This window comes from Qipengyuania sp. ABI-127-1 (assembly GCA_022953095.1).
Taxonomy (GTDB): Bacteria; Pseudomonadota; Alphaproteobacteria; order Sphingomonadales; family Sphingomonadaceae; genus Qipengyuania.
Window position 1 is genome coordinate 312,004 of the sequence record JALJCR010000002.1, and the last position, 18,275, is coordinate 330,278.

The 18,275-nt window shown below is 64.4% G+C and carries 12 protein-coding genes; 6 read left to right on the forward strand and 6 right to left on the reverse strand.

Translation table 11 applies throughout. The features are described 5' to 3' along the window. Positions 1–4: 4 nt before the first annotated feature. Positions 5–262, reverse strand: coding sequence for a translation initiation factor IF-1 (gene infA / locus MUY37_RS10960; RefSeq protein WP_011413465.1), 258 nt, complete (start codon positions 260–262; stop codon positions 5–7). A gap of 225 nt (positions 263–487) precedes the next feature. Here infA and MUY37_RS10965 point away from each other — a divergent pair, with 225 nt between their 5' ends. After that, positions 488–3,052, forward strand: a complete 2,565-nt coding sequence (locus tag MUY37_RS10965; RefSeq protein ID WP_499195402.1) for a TonB-dependent receptor — start codon at positions 488–490, stop codon at positions 3,050–3,052. A 4-nt stretch (positions 3,053–3,056) separates the two neighbouring features. Here the strand turns inward: MUY37_RS10965 and MUY37_RS10970 are convergent, their stop codons facing one another. From MUY37_RS10970 to MUY37_RS10985, 4 genes are all read right to left on the reverse strand, one after another. After that, the gene (locus MUY37_RS10970) at positions 3,057–3,836 is read right to left on the reverse strand and encodes an esterase/lipase family protein (protein WP_499195403.1); all 780 of its coding nucleotides are present in this window, start codon (positions 3,834–3,836) and stop codon (positions 3,057–3,059) included. Beyond that, positions 3,833–5,431: a WS/DGAT/MGAT family O-acyltransferase gene (locus tag MUY37_RS10975; protein WP_499195404.1), complete on the reverse strand. Its 1,599-nt coding sequence runs from the start codon at positions 5,429–5,431 to the stop codon at positions 3,833–3,835. Before MUY37_RS10975 ends, MUY37_RS10970 begins: the two co-directional genes overlap by 4 nt. A 161-nt stretch (positions 5,432–5,592) precedes the next feature. Continuing rightward, on the reverse strand, positions 5,593–6,714 hold the full coding sequence (locus tag MUY37_RS10980) for a BaiN/RdsA family NAD(P)/FAD-dependent oxidoreductase (protein ID WP_499195717.1): 1,122 nt from the start codon (positions 6,712–6,714) through the stop codon (positions 5,593–5,595). A gap of 51 nt (positions 6,715–6,765) precedes the next feature. Beyond that, a complete protein-coding gene (locus MUY37_RS10985) occupies positions 6,766–8,049 on the reverse strand; it encodes an APC family permease (protein WP_499195405.1) in 1,284 nt (427 codons plus the stop codon). Between the two features lie 79 nt (positions 8,050–8,128). Between MUY37_RS10985 and uvrC the strand changes: the two genes are divergently transcribed. The 3 genes from uvrC to MUY37_RS11000 all read left to right on the forward strand — a co-directional run bounded on the left by uvrC (position 8,129) and on the right by MUY37_RS11000 (position 12,145). Continuing rightward, entirely contained in the window at positions 8,129–10,087 is a 1,959-nt protein-coding gene (gene uvrC, locus MUY37_RS10990; RefSeq protein WP_499195406.1) for an excinuclease ABC subunit UvrC, read from the forward strand. Positions 10,088–10,477: 390 nt separating this feature from the next. Further along, on the forward strand, positions 10,478–10,762 hold the full coding sequence (locus MUY37_RS10995) for a GIY-YIG nuclease family protein (RefSeq protein WP_499195407.1): 285 nt from the start codon (positions 10,478–10,480) through the stop codon (positions 10,760–10,762). 564 nt (positions 10,763–11,326) lie between these two features. Continuing rightward, positions 11,327–12,145 (forward strand): universal stress protein, encoded by an 819-nt coding sequence (locus MUY37_RS11000; protein ID WP_499195408.1) that lies wholly within the window; start codon positions 11,327–11,329, stop codon positions 12,143–12,145. 21 nt (positions 12,146–12,166) lie between these two features. Here the strand turns inward: MUY37_RS11000 and MUY37_RS11005 are convergent, their stop codons facing one another. Then, positions 12,167–14,008 carry a DEAD/DEAH box helicase gene (locus MUY37_RS11005; RefSeq protein WP_499195409.1) on the reverse strand — a complete coding sequence of 614 codons (1,842 nt, stop codon included), beginning with the start codon at positions 14,006–14,008 and terminating at the stop codon, positions 12,167–12,169. Between the two features lie 252 nt (positions 14,009–14,260). Between MUY37_RS11005 and MUY37_RS11010 the strand changes: the two genes are divergently transcribed. Together MUY37_RS11010 and MUY37_RS11015 are read left to right on the forward strand one after the other, a co-directional pair. Further along, positions 14,261–17,128 carry a TonB-dependent receptor gene (locus tag MUY37_RS11010; RefSeq protein ID WP_499195410.1) on the forward strand — a complete coding sequence of 956 codons (2,868 nt, stop codon included), beginning with the start codon at positions 14,261–14,263 and terminating at the stop codon, positions 17,126–17,128. Then, the gene (locus MUY37_RS11015) at positions 17,128–18,159 is read left to right on the forward strand and encodes a phytase (RefSeq protein WP_499195411.1); all 1,032 of its coding nucleotides are present in this window, start codon (positions 17,128–17,130) and stop codon (positions 18,157–18,159) included. The genes MUY37_RS11010 and MUY37_RS11015 overlap by 1 nt, the downstream gene beginning before the upstream one ends. Positions 18,160–18,275 lie beyond the last annotated feature (116 nt).

Here is an 18,275-nt window from a genome sequence, read left to right on the forward strand (position 1 = left end):
ATGCTTACTGCGGGCCGGGGCCCTGACCGGGGCCGCCGCGACCGGGCATGAAGCGGTAGGTGATGCGCGCCTTGGTGAGATCGTAGGGCGTCAGTTCGCACAGGACCTCGTCGCCCACCAGCACGCGGATGCGGTTCTTGCGCATCTTGCCGGCGGTGTGGCCGAGCACTTCATGGCCGTTCTCGAGCTCGACGCGGAACATCGCATTGGGCAGCAGTTCGACTACCTTGCCGCGCATTTCGAGAAGTTCTTCTTTCGCCATGTAGTCCGTCGTATCCGTTCGCTTGTGCTGTCAGAGCGGCGGCCTTTAGCGGTGAAGGGCGGAAAAGGGAAGCCTTGGCGCGTTTTACCTCTTTCGACGAGCTACCGTTCCGGTTCGATCTGCGACAAAGCGATACGGGAATGGGCCTTGCGCGCAGGCCTGGCGATCTGCATCGGTTTTGCTGGAAGGGGATGGATCGATTTTGCCGTAGGGAAGGCTTGTTTCTTGAAATTGCTTTCACTTTTTGCATCATCCCTGCTTGCAGTCGGTTGGGCGAATGCGCTCCATGCGCAGGACAGTGCCCAGGCAGCCGAACCTGTGTCGGGAGAGGATGAGGAAATTCCCATGCCGCCGGGCACGATCGTCGTCACCGGCGAACGCATTCGCGGACAGCTTATTGTCGATCAGCCGCCCATCGCGGAGTATGACAGCGAGGACATCGCCGCATTCGGCGCGAGCAGCATCGCCGATATCATCGCCGCAATCGAACCGGCGACAGGCGGCGCGCGGGGTGGCCGTGGCGGCGGAAGACCGGTCTTCCTCATCAACGGCATTCGCGTGTCGAGCTGGCGCGAGTTCCATTCCTATCCCCCCGAAAGCGTTGCCAAGGTCGAGGTGTTTTCCGAAGAGATCGCCCAGCGCTTCGGTTACGATCCCGACCAGCGCGTGGTCAATATCGTGCTCAAGAACGATTTCGCCGCGCTGACCGTCGAGGGCGAGCTGGAGGCGCCCGCGCGTGGCGGTTACTGGCGCAACGAGCAGGAGGCGACCTATCTCAAGATTGCCGACGGGGCGCGGCTCAACTTCAATCTCGATATCGAGGATTCCAGCCTGCTGACCGAGGCGGAGCGCGGGTTCACGGTCCCTTCCGCAATTCCCGGCATCGTCGATGAAGCACCGTTCCGCAGCCTCCTTGCCGACACATGGCAGGCGGAGGGAACGGCGAATTATGTCAAAGCCTTCGTCGACAGCGGATCCTCGATCAGCCTGAACGCAACATTGTCGCGCGAGGAGAGCATGAGCCTGTCGGGCCTGCGCGATACAGGCGCGGGAGTGGACCCGATCGAGCGGCGGAACCGGACCGACACGCTCTCGCTGGGAGGGGCCTACAATCGCAATATCGGATCATGGAAGGCGACTTTCACGTCGGATGCGGTGCTGTCCAACAGCGATACCGAGATCGATGCGCGGACGGGCAGCGGCTTCGACACGGCGGAGACGCGGCTCCGCACGGTGACCAACAAAGCGACTTTCACGGGCTATCCGGTCGAACTGCCTGCCGGCGAGATATCGACCACCATCGATCTGGGCCTGGACTGGAAGCGGCTGGAAAGCGCGGATACGCGATCGGCCGTCGACGCATCGATCACCCGGCGCAGGCTCGATGGCGGAGTGAACGTCAACATACCCATTGCCCGGCGGGGCGGGGCCTGGGGCGCGATCGGCACGGCCAGCATCAATCTGGCGGCGGGCGCGGAGGATCTGTCCGATTTCGGCAGGCTGGCGAACTGGACGGCGGGGCTCAACTGGTCGCCCTTCGACAAGCTGAACCTCCAGCTCACCCGCATCTGGCGCGAGGTGGCGCCCGACATATCCGCGCTGGGTAATCCGCGGATCGACGAATTCAACGTGCCGGTGTTCGACTTCGCCACCGGACAGGATGTGCTCGCCACCGTCACTACGGGCGGCAACCCGAACCTTGCGCAGGAAACCCAGTCGGACTGGAAATTCGGTGCCAACTGGCAACTGCCGTTCTGGGATAACACCCGGCTCCAGGCCGATTACGGCATCAACCGCTCGCGCGATGTCACCTTGTCCTCTCCGGCCTATACCGCAGCCTTTGAAGAGGCCTTTCCCGGCCGGATCGAACGAGACCCAGCGGGTGAGCTTCTCGCTATTGACCGCAGGCCGGTGACATTGTTCGAAACCCGGAGCAGGACATTGAGCTTCGGCCTGTCGACGCGCGGGCGTATCGGCGGGTCGCAGGGCGAAGGGCATGGCCGCGGCGCGCGGGCATCGGGTGGGCGCGGCCATGGCGGACCCGCGACCCGCGAAGGCTCGCGGGTCGACGCCGAGCGCTCGGCCCGGATGCGCGAAGCGTTATGCGGCGAATCGCCTCAGCTCGACCGATTGCCGCCGCCCATGCTGAAACGGCTGCGCGGCGAAGATGGCCAGATCGATCAGGAAAGGCTCAAGCGGGTCCGCGAACGGATGTGCGCGGCCCGGCCCAATGCGCCGCGTGGCGAAAAGGCGGGGCAGCACGGCGGTGGCCTGGCTCCGGCAGCGAACCCTTTCGCCCGCCGCCCCAGCGGTGGAGGGCGCTATTTCGCCAGTATCAACCACACGATCACGCTCGAAAACGACGTCACGCTCGCGCGGGGCGGCCCAGTGTTCGACCAGCTCGACGGGTTCGTGCTGGGCAGTGGGGCGATCCCGAAACACAGCTCGCGGCTGGAAACGGGCCTGTTTCTCGATGGTTACGGCATACGCCTGTCGGGCCGCTATCTCGGCGAAGCGGTGCTGCGCGGCAGCGGCGTACCGGGGGCGAGCGATCTTTTCTTCGGCGATCTGGCGACCTTCGATATCCGCCTGTTCGCGAATCTCGGGCAGGTTTTCGAACGCGAAGACGGCGTGCTCAAGAACCTGCGCGTCGCGTTCCGGATCGACAACATATTCGATGGCCAGCGCCGGGTGGTCGATGCCAGCGGCACGGTGCCCGATACCTACGACCCGCGCCGGATCGATCCGGTGGGGCGCTATCTCGGCATCGACGTGAGGAAGGTATTCTGACCCGTCAATGCAGCGCGCGGCGCGGGAAGAACAGGCTTGCCAGGCCCGAGGCGCGGAACGGCTTCCATGCGCCTTCGGCCTGCGCTAGCCGGTCGGCAATGGCGTAGACGGCTGCCGGGTTCACGCCGAGCCCGCAATGGCTGGCGAGCACTTCGATGTTCTCGCAATCCTCGCGGTCGCCGCATTGGACTGAACCGCGCCAGTGGACCACGCCGTCGGTCCTTGTGAGGATCGAGGTGGTGGGTACGGGCGGGGCTTCGGCCAGCTTGCGGAAATTGCCGCCCTGCATCGGCTCGGGTTCCTTGCCGTTAAGATATTCGAACAGGCGCGCAGCATTGGTGTGCCCGCGATCGTCGCTGATCGGCGATCCGAGGCTAATCACGCCGCGCACTTTCTCGGGCGCCATCTTGGCCAGTTCGCGCGCGAAGACGCCGCCGAGGCTCCAGCCGACGATCGAGATCTTGCCTTGCGTGCGCTCGTGCAATTCCTCGACGCAGTCCATCATCGCCTCGATCCGGGTGTTGTCGACGCGCACGTTGCGGCCAAGGTTCCAGCCCGCCGCATCGTAGCCGAGGTCGGACAGCAGCGAACGCAGGGGTGCGGTGGAATAGTCCGAGGCCATGAAGCCGGGCAGGACCAGTACCCCATGCCCGTCGCCGCGCGGCAGGCTGGAGAGCAGCGGGCGCAGGGCGTAGAAGCTGGCCAACTCGCCAAAGGCCCGTCCCGGTTCGGCCAGCGTCAACAACCGGCTGGGCGGACGGGCTTCGATCGTGGTTGTCGTCATTCTGTGGTCGGACCTTTCAGGGGTTGGGCAGCCTTGGGTTTCGAACGCTTGGAGGGAGCCTTGGTGCCTCCCTTGACTGGTTCGGACGGCTTTTTCTTGGGTGCGGCCCGCTTCTTGGCGGCGGGCTTTGCGGCGTGTTTCTTGGTGGTTTTCTTAGGCTTGGCGGGTTTGGCTTCACCGCTCGCCGCATCGCGCAATTCGTCAAAGCTTCTGCGAATGCAGTCTGCGTAGAATTCGGGATCGTCCATCATCTCGCGGTCGGCGGTGAAGGCGATGGTCGCCTCATCGGTATAGCTCTGCACGACATGGCCGAGGCCGAGGCCGTCGGTGAGGCACAAAAGGCCCATCATGCTCTCCATGCGCGCACCGGCCGAATAGATCGGCACGGGCGGGCCGGGCACATTGGTCACCACCGTCGAGAAAATCGGGCCGACGCCGCGATTGGCGAGGCTGAGGCGGGTGTAGAGCTGTGCGCCGAGGCTCATCCACAGCGCCGGGCTGACCTTGCTCATCTCGGTCATGTTGCGCGCGCCCATGGCGTCGGTCATCGCCTTGGAATTGGTGGTGCGGTTGTTGACCCAGGCCAGCCGTTCGAGCGGATCGGCGATATGCGTGCCGAGCGGCGCGATCATCGCGGCGACCTGATTGCCCATCGCATTCTTTTCGCCCTTGGAGCGGACAGAGATCGGCGCCATCGCGGTGAGCGTTTTCTTGGGCAGCTCGCCATAGTGGTCGAGATAGCGGCGCATCGCCCCGCCGATGATCGTCAGGAAGATATCGTTGACCTTGGCACCGTCATGCGCCGTGCGGATCGCCTTGATATCGGCGAGCGGGACGCTGACCCCTTCGACCACGCGATGAGGCGAGATCTTGCGGTTGAAGCGGGTCTTGGGCGCGATCATCTCGGTCGAGACGTCGAATTCCTTCGCCGCGAGCCCCTTGAGCGCCTTGGCGAGGCCGGGCGCGGCCTTGGCGGCGACCTCGAGCTGTTTGAGCGGATTGGCGATCGCGTTGAAATAGCTCTTGCCGAGCAGTTCGACGGGGTTGGGCACCTTCTCCGGTTTCCACTCGTCGGGACCGGGCGGGGGCGGTTCGTCGGGGCGCAGCGTGTGCGTCGCCTCCATCAGGTCGATCCCGCTCATCCCGTCGATCGCCGCATGGTGAACCTTGGTGATGTAGGCATAGCAGCCCTTGGGCACGCCTTCGACATTGTCGAGGCCTTCGACCACGGTGAATTCCCACGGCGGCCGATCGAGGTCGAGCGGGCGCGCGAAGATGCGCGCCGCCTGGATGCACAATTGCCGCCAGTCGCCCGGCGCGGGCAGGGCGACGTGGCGGACATGGTATTCGAGGTCGAAATCGGGGTCTTCGATCCAATAGGGATAATCGAGGTCGAAAGGCACGCGCACCATCCGCTGGCGCATCGTCTTCGACAGCTGCAACCGGCTTTCGAAGAAAGAGAGGATGTCCTTGAACCGGACGAAACCGCCGGGTGCGGTCGCCGGGTTGTAGATCAGGATCGACCCGATGTGCATCGGCGAGTTACGCGTTTCCAGCGCAACGAAACTCGCATCCATCCCCTGGAGTTGCTGCATCGGTTCCTTTCCGCGCTACCGCCAATGTGTCGGGCAATGCGGTCGCACATCCTGCTCTGGCCCGCATATTTTCGCAGGTCCGTGGCAGGCGAGGCTAGCATGTGACGGTTCCGCGTCAACTTGCCGCCCCGGTCAAGGCCTGCCGTAGCGCAAACAAGGACTTAGAGCGCGTCTCCGGCGGCGACGCCGCTCGCCCAGGCCCACTGGAAATTGTAGCCGCCCAGCCAGCCGGTCACGTCGACCGCTTCGCCGATGGCGTAAAGGCCGGGAATACGCTTTGCTTCCATGGTCTTGGAGGAGAGTTCGGAGGTCGCAATGCCGCCCATCGTTACCTCCGCCTTGGCGAAGCCTTCGGTGCCGTTGGGATGGAATTGCCATCGCTTCAGCCGCTCGCCCGCGCTGCGAAGCGCCTTGTCGGTAAGGTTGCCGAGATCGCCGTCGATGCCGAGCTTGTCCACGAGAATGTCGGCGAGGCGCGCGGGCAGGGCCTCGCGCACGAGCGTGCGGAGGCCAGTGCGCGGGTTTGCGCGCTTGGCATCGAGCAGCCATTCGGCGCTGCGCTCGGGCAGGAAATCGACGAAGAGCGGCTCGCCGGGGCGCCAGTAGGAACTCGCCTGCAGGATCGCCGGACCGGACAGCCCGCGATGGGTAAACAGCGCGGCTTCGGCGAAGCTGGTCTTGCCCGCAGTCGTGACCACAGGGGCCGACACGCCAGATATGTCGCGGAACAGCACTTCCTCGCCGCCGAGCGTCAGCGGGACGAGGGCAGGGCGCGGTTCGACCACCTTGAGGCCGAACTGGCGGGCGAGGTCATAGGCGAAGCCGGTCGCGCCCATCTTCGGGATCGACGGACCTCCGGTTGCGATGACAAGTGCGGGCGCGGTGTAGGTGCCTGCCTGCGTCGTGACGGCGAAGCCATCGTCACGTTCGACCGAGGCCACGTCTTCGCCGCAGCGCACGGCCACATCGCCTTTCGCGCATTCCTCGAGCAGCATGGCGACGATCTGTTTGGCCGAGCCATCGCAGAACAGTTGCCCGAGCGTTTTTTCGTGCCAGGCGATGCCGTAGCTTTCGACCAGTTCGAGAAAGTCGCGCGCAGTGTAGCGGGCCAGCGCGCTCTTGGCGAAATGCGGATTGCTCGACAGGTAATTCGCGGGGCCCGCGCCGATATTGGTGAAATTGCACCGCCCGCCGCCCGAAATCAGAATTTTCTTGCCCGGTTTTTCCGCCCTTTCGAGCACCAGCACGCGCTTGCCGCGCTGGGCGGCACGAGCGGCGCACATCAGCCCGGCGGCACCCGCGCCCAGGATTATCGCATCGTAGCTGGCTGGCACTTATGCCTCGTCGATCGGATATTCGGGCTGTTGCCGTGCGGCGATGAAATAGAGCAGTGTCCCCGCAGCAATGAAGCCGCCCAGCACCATCCATGCCTGCGCCTGCGCCTGTGCGGAGATGAACAGCGAACTGCCCACCGCGAAGATCACGCAGAACAGGTGGAAGGGCACGATCCGCCCTTCGCGATGTTCGAGCACGGGCAAGGCGCTGCTGGTGATGATGTAGGTCACCAACCGCACCAGCGTGCCTGCGACGGCAAGCACTTCGAAGCCCTCCCACAGGCCGAACAGCACCGCGACCACGCCGTAGAACAGGATCGCGTTGAAGGGCGTCAGGAACTTGGGGTGGACATATTCGAACCATCGCGGGAGCATGCCACGTTCGGCCATGCCGTACATCAGGCGCGGCTGGGCGACGCCGCTGGCGAAATTGTTTGCGCCGATGGAAAAGCTCGCCGCGATCACGATGGCGAGCGAGCCCAATTGGCCCATCGATGCGCCCGCGACGCCAGCCAGCGCATTGTTCTCGCCCGCGAATTCGGGGCCGATCGCGATGAAGGCCCAGATGATCGCCATGTAGAGAAGCGTCACCCCGCTCACCATGGTGACGATGGATAGCGGCACGTCGCGCTTGGGGTTCTTGAACTCGCCCGCCGCCTCGACCACGCCCTCGAAACCGATGAAGGCGTAGAAGGTGAGGAGGATGACCGTTTCGACCGCGCTGAATTCGGGCAGGGTCACCGCGCCCATTCCGCTGCCCGCGAAGAGAGCGGAGACGACCAGCAGACCGAGCGGAATGAGCTTGATCGCGGTCATGAAGCCGAGCGTGCCGACCGAGGCGCGCATGCCGTAGAGATTGACGAGCGTGATCAGCGCCAGCCCGATACCTGCCGCGACCGGCGTCACCCCCGGCTCGCCCAGCCAGGGGAAAATCGCTGCGAGATAGGCGATCATCACATGCATGTTCGCCGCCGCGGTCACGATGGCGCTGGCATAGCGCGCCCAGCCGGCCTGGAAGCCAACGAAGCGGCCAAAGGCGGCCTCGCCATAGAGCACCGATCCGCCGCTATGCTCGAACCGGCTGGCCATCCAAGCGTAGCACAGCGCCAGCGGCAGGAAGAGAATCCCGCCCACCAGCATCATCCACGGTGCGAAATTGCCTACGGCCGCGACCAGCACTGCGGGCAGGGCGAATATGCCCGCCCCGATCATCCCGTTCAGCGGAAACAGCGATGTCCCCCAGAAGCCGACTGTGCGCGGCGGCGCGATCTTAGTCCCGTCCATCGGGTGGGGGATGGCCGCAAACGCGCCTTTGCACAAGCGGCCTTTGCCTAAGCGGTTCGGGCGCACTATCTCCACCCGCATGTCGCGTAGCAAAGCCGGTTCTCCCAACGATCCCCGCGGAAAAGAGCGTTTCCACGAAGAGGGCGCGACGCGCACGGTGGCCAGCGCGCAGCCCGATCTGGAGGCGGGCATCGCCGCGATCCGCGAGACGGTGAAGACGCTGAAACCGCGCCCCGGCGTCTATCGCATGCTCGATACGCGCGGCGACGTCCTCTATGTCGGCAAGGCGCGCAGCCTGAAGGCGCGGGTGGCCAATTACACGCAGATGAAGGGGCTGACCAACCGCCTCCAGCGCATGGTCAGTCAGTGCCGCGCGATGGAGATCGTGGTGACGAACTCCGAGGCCGAGGCGCTGTTGCTCGAAGCGCAGCTCATCAAACGCTACCGCCCGCCGTTCAACGTTCTGCTGCGCGACGACAAGAGCTTCCCCTTCATCCTCCTGCGCGCCGATCATGCCTTCCCGCGCATCCAGAAGCATCGCGGCGCGCGCAAGGCCAAGGGCAATTATTATGGCCCCTTCGCCAGCGCCGGTTCGGTCAACAAGACCCTGAACGCGCTGCAGAAACTGTTCCTTCTGCGGTCCTGTACCGACAGCTTTTTCAACAATCGCGACCGGCCCTGCCTGCTCTATCAGATCAAGCGCTGTTCGGCCCCCTGCGTCGGGCGGATCGACGAGGCGGGCTACGAAAGCCTGGTGCGCGAGGCGAAGGACTTCCTCGGCGGGAAATCCAGAGCGGTGCAGGCCGATCTTGAAAAGCAGATGGCGAAGGCCGCCGAAGATCTCGACTTCGAAACCGCCGCCATCCTGCGCGATCGGCTGCGCGCGGCGACTTTCATCCAGGGGTCACAGGCCATCAATGCGCAAGGTGTGGGCGATGCCGACGTCTTCGCGCTCGCGGCCAAGGGCGGGCAGGTGGGCGTGCAGGCCTTCTTCATCCGCGGCGGCCAGAACTGGGGCCACCGCACCTTCTACCCGCGCAACACGGGCGATCTCAATTTGCCCGAAGTGCTCTCCGACGTGCTCCTGCAATTCTACGAGGAAGTGCCGCCCCCGCGCACCGTGCTGGTCGACCGCGAGCTGCCCGAACAGGAACTGGTGGCCGAGGCGCTGGCGGAAAAGGCGGGCCACGCGGTGGCGATCTCGATCCCCCAGCGCGGCACACGGCGCAAGCTTATGAGCCAAGCGAGCCGCAATGCGGTGGAGGCGCTCGACCGGCGGCTGGCCGAAACGGGCACCAAGGCGAAAATCCTGCGCGAACTCGCCGAATTCCTCGAGCTGGAAGACGTGCCGCAGCGCATCGAGGTCTACGACAACAGCCATATCCAGGGCGCGAAGGCCGTGGGCGCGATGGTCGTCGCCAGCCCCGAAGGCTTCGAGAAGGGCCAGTACCGCAAGTTCAACATCAAGACCGCCCAGACCAACGACGATTTCGGCATGATGCGCGAGGTGATGAGCCGCCGCTTCCGCAACCTTGCCGAAAACCCTGATGGCGAGGAGGGTAAGGCCAACAGCCACGAAACCATCTGGCCCGATCTCGTCCTGATCGACGGCGGCAAGGGGCAGATGTCCTCGGTGCGCGACACGTTGGCGGAAATGGGGATCGAGCACGTGCCCCTGATCGCCATTGCCAAGGGTCCGCACCACGGGCGCGAGGGGCGCGAGGTGTTTCACTTCCCCGATGGACGCGAGAAGACGCTGCCGGTCAATTCGCCGCTATTGTTCTACCTCCAGACCCTGCGCGACGAGGTCCACCGCTACGCCATCGGCGCCCACCGCGCCAAACGCAGCCGCGCCATCACCGCCTCACCCCTCGACGAAATCCCCGGCATCGGCCCCGCCCGCAAACGCGCGCTGCTGCTGCATTTCGGCACGGCGGGGAAGGTGCGCGCGGCGGCGCTCGACGACCTGAAGCGCGCCCCCGGCATCAGCGCAGGCGTGGCGCAGCAAATCTACGATTTCTATCACGCGGGTGGGTGAGGTCGGGAGGCCGGCTAACGACGCCATTGCGGCCATTCAGCAAAACGGCCAACATCCGCAGGGTGAGAAGGGGGTTGTTGAATATCACGCTGGTAATTGTTGGAGTGATAATACTCCTCTGGGTTGCGCTCGCCCACGATCATACCGCGTTGCTTTGGGCTGCTCTCACGATAGCGCTCGCCTACCTTTCATCCTTAAGGGTCATTACGGGTGACCGATGGGGGCAGGTTGTGGTTCAAGCGTTTCTTGGGTTGGTGGCAATGACCGGCATCGCTTGGTTTGTCGGAATGCTATTGGCCCGAAGCCTCTAATGGCCGCTCCCCACCCCAAAAGAAGTCATCCCAGCGAAAGCTGGGATCGCTCGCCACAAGCTGCTACTTTACGGGGCTTATGACTGCGTGGGTCTACATCATGAGCAACCGCAAGGATGGCGTGCTCTACATTGGTGTGACTGCCGACCTCAGTCGACGAACAGCTCAACATCGCGAGGGGAAGGGCGCGGCCTTCTGTCGCCGATATGGGCTGACGCGGCTGGTCTATGCCGAAGAACATGACAGCATCGAGGATGCGATCGCGCGCGAAAAAGCGATGAAGGCGTGGAAGCGTGCGTGGAAGATCGAATTGCTGGAGGGGGTGAATCCTGAGTGGGATGATCTGTTCGACGTGGTGATTTAATTGCGGGCGATCCCAGCTTTCGCTGGGATGACGTGAGGGCTTAGGGCTTTCCTACCCCCCCCATCCCGTGCCTTACTCTCGCGCCCCATCCATCCCGATCCCGCCTTTCCACGCCGTCCCGCTGCGCGTTCGCGCGGACGGGTGGACGCCGCTGCGCCAGGCGGAGTTTATCGGGCATCTGGCGGCCACGCCTTCGGTGGCGAAGGCGGCGCGGGCGGTTTCTATGGCGCGGGGCCTATCGCTGGCGCGACCGGCCCGGAGCGGCAGGCTTTGCGGCGGCGTGGGATGTCGCGCGGACGCGGCGAGGGTGCTATGTGGGGGTGAAGCGGAAGCCCGATGAATCCCCGCTTCTCGCGCTGCTCTCGCGCACGCATCTGGCCGAGGGGCGGGCGCGATGCGCGCCGAAGGTCACGGTTTTACCAGGCGCCGTTCGCGGTAGACCGCGCCTTCCCGATCCCCGCAGAAAATTGATACAGATCAATGAGTGGGCGCGCTGATATTGTATGATCCCCCCGCAAGCCGGGACGTGGCCCTGTGGCCCTCCCGCCAGTGGGAGACGACGCCATGAAGACCATCCTGTTCAACGCCACCGGGGACGAAGGCTTTTCCGGGCGGCTCGATGCCGTGCTCGACCTGGCGCGCGCCTTCGATGCGCATGTCACGCTGCTGCATGCCATCCCCTACGAGGCCGCCGGGGCGATCGATTTCCACGGCGCGGCCTTCGCCGCCATGGTGCCCTATTGGCGCGAGGAGGCGGCAAAGCTGCGCGACAAAACGCTCGACGATTTGTCGAATGAGGGCGTTTCGTGGAACTGGGTCGAGGCGGCAGGGCCGGTGGCGCTGGCGATGCTGCGCGAATCCTCGCTCAACGACCTCGCCGTGGTGAGCGCGCGCGATCCCAATACGGTCGATGGCACACCGTCCTTCACCGCGGGCGAGCTGGCGGTGACCGCCGATTGCCCCGTGCTCGTCCTGCCCGATAACTGCACGCGGTTCGACCCGAGCGCGGCGGCGCTGGTTGCCTGGGACGGATCGGCCGAGGCATCGCATGCGCTCAAGGCGGCGGTGCCGCTGCTGCACAAGGCGCAGGCGGTCTATCTCGCCACGGTCAAGGAACCGGGCAAGGGCACGAAAGAGCCCGAGCTGCCGCCCGTCAACGGGGCGGATTATCTCTCGCGCCACGGCATCTCCTGCGAGATGATCGAGGTCGAAGCGGGCGACAAGGGCGTGAGCGAGGCGCTGGTCGCCCATGCCGAACACCGCAAGGCCGGGCTGATCGTGATGGGCGCCTATGGCCGTACGCGCCTGACCGAGCGGATTTTCGGCGGCGTGACGCGCAAGATGCTGTCGGATGTGCGTATCCCGCTGCTGATTACCAACTGAGCGGGATGCGGGCGGCCCCGATCAGCCCTTGCGCGGGCCGCCGGGTTTGCCCTTGCCGCCGGGTTTGCCCTTGCCGCCGAATTTGGACTTTCCGGCGAAGGGTTTGCCGCCACCGGGCTTGTCCTTCTTGAACGGCGGCCTGCCGCTGGAGGGCTTGCCCCCTGAGGGTTTCCCCCCAGGCGACTTGCCATGCGGGCGGGCGTGAACCCTGCCGCCGTCGCCATGCTTGCGATTCTGCCGCGCCTCGACGCGCGGACCGTCGGGCGCTTCGACAATGGCGATCGCGTCCTGCTCGTCATCGGGGCTGGCAGTCCGGGCCACGGCATCGGCGACCTTGGCGGCCACGGCGCGGGGCACCTGGAACCAGCTTTCGTGGCTGCCGATGCGGATCGCGCCGATTTCGTTGCGGGTGATGTGGCCGCGGCGGCAGATCAGCGGTAGCAGCCAGCGCGGTTCGGCATTGTGGCGGCGGCCGATGTCCATCTTGAACCACACCGTGTCCTCGAAACCGGGACGATGGCGCTCGGCCTTGGCCTTCTCGCGCGCTTCGGGCGTGTTGGCGAGCAGCTCTTCGGGCTGCGGCAGTTCGGCGCGATGGGCATGAACCAGCGCGGCGGCGATGTCTTCGGGCGTCATGCGCGCCATGATGTCGGCGGCGAGCTTGCGGTCGCCGTCCTCGTATTCGCGCTCTGCGGTGATCGTCTCGAGCAGCCGCGCCCGGTCGCGCTTGGCGATCGCCTGAGGGGTGGGCGCATCGAGCCACTCGGCTTCGATTCGCGCGCCGCGCAGCATGCCCTCGACCCGGCGGCGGCGGTTGTAGGGCACCACGATTGCCGCAGTACCCTTCTTGCCCGCGCGGCCCGTGCGGCCCGAGCGGTGCTGGAGCGTTTCCGCATCGCGCGGGATTTCGACATGGATGACGAGGGATAGCGTCGGCAGATCGATTCCGCGCGCGGCGACATCGGTGGCCACGCACACGCGCGCCCGCCGGTCGCGCAGCGCCTGCAACGCCTGGTTGCGCTCGCTCTGCGAATGCTCGCCCGACAGCGCCACCACGCCGAAGCCACGATTTTGCAAGGTCGCATGGAGCCGCCGCACACTCTCGCGCGTGGCGCAAAAGGCAATCGCGGTTTCCGCCTCGTGAAAGCGCAGCAGATTGACCACCGCATTCTCGATCTCCGAGGGCGCGACGGTCACCGCCTGATAAGCGATATCGCCATGCCCGCGCGTCTCGCCCACCAGGCTGAGGCGCAGCGCATCGTTCTGATAGCGTTCGGCCAGTCGCTCGATCGGGCGCGGCATGGTGGCGGAAAACAGCAGCGTGCGGCGTCCCTCGGGCGTCGCGTCGAGGATCTCTTCCAGATCTTCGCGAAAGCCCATGTCGAGCATCTCGTCGGCCTCGTCGAGCACCACGCCGATCAGACCCGACAGGTCCAGCGCGCCGCGTTCGAGATGGTCGCGCAGCCGCCCGGGCGTACCGACGACGATGGCCGGGCCGCCGCGCAAATTGCGGCGTTCCTTGCTCGCATCCATCCCGCCGACGCAGGTCGCGATGCGCATACCGGCGGCGCCATAGAGCCAGCCGAGCTCGCGGCTGACCTGCAGCGCTAGTTCGCGCGTGGGGGCGATGACCAGCGCGAGCGGTTTCTCGCTCAGCGGCGAGCCGCCCAGTTCGCCGAGCAGTTGGTCGGCCAGCGCGATGCCGAAGGCGACGGTCTTGCCGCTGCCGGTCTGGGCCGAAACGATCAGGTCGCGGCCTTGCGCTTCGGGATCGATGACGGCGGCCTGGACGGGGGTGGGCGCATCATAGCCGCGTGCGGCCAGTGCATCGCCGATCACCGGCGGAAGAGTTTCGAAAGCCATGGAATCTCGTGTCTTGTCCGGCGCGGCGGTGCAGGGGGCACGGCTCGGGCGCACGGGGTGCGGCGCGCCTATAGCGCAAAAGACGCCGTTTGGCTTGCTGTTTTTTGTGCAGGTGCGAAACCACAAGCTCGAGCGTTCGATATGACGGTTCGGTTTCCGAATTCGCGCTTCCGTCGCAAAATCGCCGCCCAGCAGAAATCATCCGGTCAAACTGCCACCCTAGTGGCCCCTCAACGATTTCGGAGGGCAATAATGAAATTCAGGAAATCACTGTTCGCTGGTGCCGCCCTCGCGGCACTGTCGTTTCCCGCCATCGCGCAGGCTGGTGAAGTTGTCGGCACCGTATCCGATGCCAGCGAAACGATCGCGCTGCGCAGCGCGCAGGTGCGCATCGTGGAACTGGACCGTGTGGCGACCACCGAGCGAGATGGCTCGTTCCTGTTTTCCGACGTTCCGGCGGGGAGCTACACGCTGGAAATAAGCTATGTCGGCGCTCGCACTGTAACACGGTCGATCGAGGTACCCGCCACCGGTATCGCCCGCGCGGATATCGCCTTGGCGGGCTTTGGCGACAATGAAATCCTGGTCATCGGTCAGGCCGCCAACCTGTCCAGCGCGCTTTCCCGCAAGAAGGAAGCCGATGGTGTTTCCGATGTTCTGACGCGCGACGCGATCGGCCAGTTTCCCGATCAGAATGTGGCCGAAAGCCTGCGCCGCCTGCCCGGCATCAACGTGCTGAACGATCAGGGCGAGGGGCGCTTCGTTTCGGTTCGCGGTCTGTCGCCGGATCTTGTCTCGTCGTCGCTCAACGGGGTACGGCTTCCAGCGCCCGAAAGCGATATTCGCGCCGTCGCTCTCGACGTGGTCTCTTCCGACATCATCGAATCGATCGAGGTGAAGAAGTCGCTCACGCCCGATATGGACGCCGACACGATCGGTGCCTCGATCGAGATCGAGACGACCAGTGCCTTCGACCGCAAGAAACGCCTGCTCTCGGCCAAAATCGAAGGCAGCTACAACCGCTACGCCGACGAGATCAGCCCGAAGGCCAGTCTCGACTTCGCCACGCGGCTGGGCGCGAATGCCGGTGTGTCGGGCGGTGTCAGCTATTACCGGCGGACTTTCGAAACCGACAATGTCGAGGCGGACGATTGGGCCGAGGCCGGCGGCACGATCTTTCCGCTGGAAGTCCAGTATCGCGATTACGATGTCGAGCGCGAACGCTTCAGCGCAACGCTGGGCTTCGATCTGCGTGCCGGGGACAGCACCGAACTGTATATCCGCGGCGTCTATAGCCAGTTCGACGATCACGAATTCCGCCGCCGCGTGACTTTCGATCTCGGCGATTTCGAGGATAACGGCCCCAGCAGCGTAAGCGGCAGCCAGGCTGTTTTCGACGACGCGGACGAGGAATTCACCGTCGAACGCGACGTCAAGGATCGCTTCGAAAGTCAAAAGATCCGCTCAATCGTCGCGGGTGGCGAGAGCGACTGGGGCACCTGGTTCGCCAATTACTCGCTGAGCTGGGCCAAATCGAGCGAGCTCGAGAACGGCAGCGTCGACCCGACCCAGTTCGAACGCGACTTCGGACCCGAGGAAGCCGAAGACGCGCTCGGCAACGAAATTCCAAGCGGCCTCGCCCTCGGTTTCGACTATTCCGATCCACGCGTTCCGCTCTATTCGGTCGTATCCGACGCGATCAACGGATCGTTTTTCGCCGCCGGCACCTATGGGCTCAAGGATGTCGAATACGTCACGCTGTCGGATGCACAGGACGAGGAATGGGCCGCCAAATTCGACATCGGCCGCCGCTTTGCCGCCGACAATGGCGAGTTTACGGCCCAGATCGGTTTCAAGGGGCGGTGGCGTGACAAGCGCTTCGATGGGAATGTCGAGTTCTACGAGAACGACAATTATACTCTGTCCGATGCGCTCGGCATCGGTCAGACCTATCGCCTGACCGACATCTCGCCGCTGCCCGGCTATACCGACGCGACTCGCTTCTTCTTCGACAATTTCCCGGATTTCGAGCTGCAGGAGGCCGACAGCGCCTATGACAGTGCGGTAGAGGATTTCGCCGTCGATGAGGACATCATGGCCGGCTATCTCCTCGGTCGCTGGGAAAGCGCGGACCTGCGGCTCGTCTACGGCCTGCGCTACGAGCATACGGACAACACTCTGACCGGCAATAACGTGCTGCTGGTCGAGGAAGATGGCACCTTGCCCGATGGCAGCACCGCAACCGACGACACCGTGCTCGTCTCCCCGGTCAGTATCGACAAGAGCTACGATCACTGGCTGCCGAGCGTAAACCTTCGCTACGAGGCCCAAAACGATCTGGTCCTGCGTGCGGGGATGTATCGTTCGATCGTCCGTCCGACACCGTTCCAGCAGGCGCCGCATTTCGCCGTCGAGGAATCGGATGACGGCGAGCGGGAGGGCGAGTTCGGAAATCCCGATCTGCTGCCGACCGAGGCGTGGAACTTCGATGCGGCGATCGAATATTATATGAGCTCGAATGGCGCGATCCATGCTTCGGCCTTCTACAAAAGCCTGGATAACTTCATCGTCGAAGTAAATTCCGATGTCGCCGGTGTTTTCCGCGGCATCCCCTTCGACGAGGCGACCATTGCCCGCAATGGCGACGGGGCCGATATCTACGGTATCGAACTGGGCTTTGCCCAGGCTTTCACCGGCGCGCTCGACGGGTTCGTGCTGCAAGCCAATTATACCTTCACCGATGCCGAAGGAACGGTGACGACATTGGCCAGCGACGGTCCACGCGACATTTCGCTGCCCGCTACGGCCAAACATACCGCCAACGTCTCGATTGGTTACGATAAGGGACCGATCGATATCCGCTTGTCCGGCACCTATCGTGATAAATATCTCGATGAGCTGGCGGACACGCCGGAACTCGATCGCTATGTCGACGATCACTTCCAACTGGATCTGTCGGCCAAGTATCGCGTCAGCGACAGGTTCCAATTGTTCTACGAGTGGGTGAACATCAACAACGCGAAATATTTCGCTTATAACCGCTTGGGAAGTCGGCGTAATCTCTATCAATACGAAGAATATAGCTGGACCATGAAGGGCGGCGTGAGGGTGACATTCTGATGCGCAACGAACTCAAGATTTTCGCACTCGCCAGCCTTGGGATCGCGGCCGCCTGTGCGACGGTTCCAAAATCCGGCGATCCCACGGTGCCGGTCTTCGCGGTGGCGGAGACCGCGCCGGTGATGACCGAAAACGAGGATGCGGCCGACGATCCGGCGATCTGGCGCAATGCGGCTTCGCCTGGAGACAGCCTGATCGTCGCGACCGACAAGAAAGCGGGGCTGTATGTCTATGGGCTGGATGGGCAGGAGAAGAGCTTCAGCCCACATCCCGCGCTGAACAATGTCGACCTGGTCGATATGGGGGAAGCGGGCGTGATCGCCTTTGCCAGCGACCGCAGCGACCGGGCCAATGCCAAGATCGTCCTCTACCGGCTCGACACCTCGACCGGCGGCCTGACCGAACTTGGACGCGTGGCCTCGGGGCCAGGCGAGGGGTATGGCATTTGCGGCACGCGCCGCGGGGATACGCTGGTGATCTACACAGCGCCCAAGAACGGCCGTATCGGCGAATGGGAAATTGCCCTGGGTGATACTCCGACGGCCAAGGAAGTGCGCACCATGCAGGTGCCTTCGCAGCCCGAAGGCTGTGTGGTCGATCACCGGAACGGCACGCTCTATATCGGCGAGGAACTGGGCGGCATCTGGCGCTTCGTACCCGGTTCGACCGAGGGCGATCTCGTCGCTTCGGTCGATGGGCGCAAGCTGGTTGCCGATCTCGAAGGGCTTGCCTTGGTGCCCGAGGGCGCCGATGGCGGCTGGCTTTATGCGTCGAGCCAGGGGGACAATGCCTTCATGCGTTATGCCTTGCCCGGCGTCACACCTGCAGGCCGTTTCCGAATCGCCCAGGGGCGGTATGGCAGCGCCGAGGAAACCGATGGCATCGAGGTCATGCGGGGCGATTTCGGCCCGGCATTTCCCGGCGGGCTATTCGTCGCGCAGGACGGTATCAACGACGGCAAGGCGCAGAACTTCAAGCTGGTCGCGCTGGGCGATATCGAGCGGGCGCTGGAGGGGCAGGGCGAGCGGTGACTTTCCTACATCCGCGCTCGGCGCTAGCCTTGCGCCGGGTTGGTGATGTGCGGGCTATCATCCGGATGCCGGTGCCGGGATAGCGCGGTGAGTGGCGGGGGATTTTTCGCCGAATG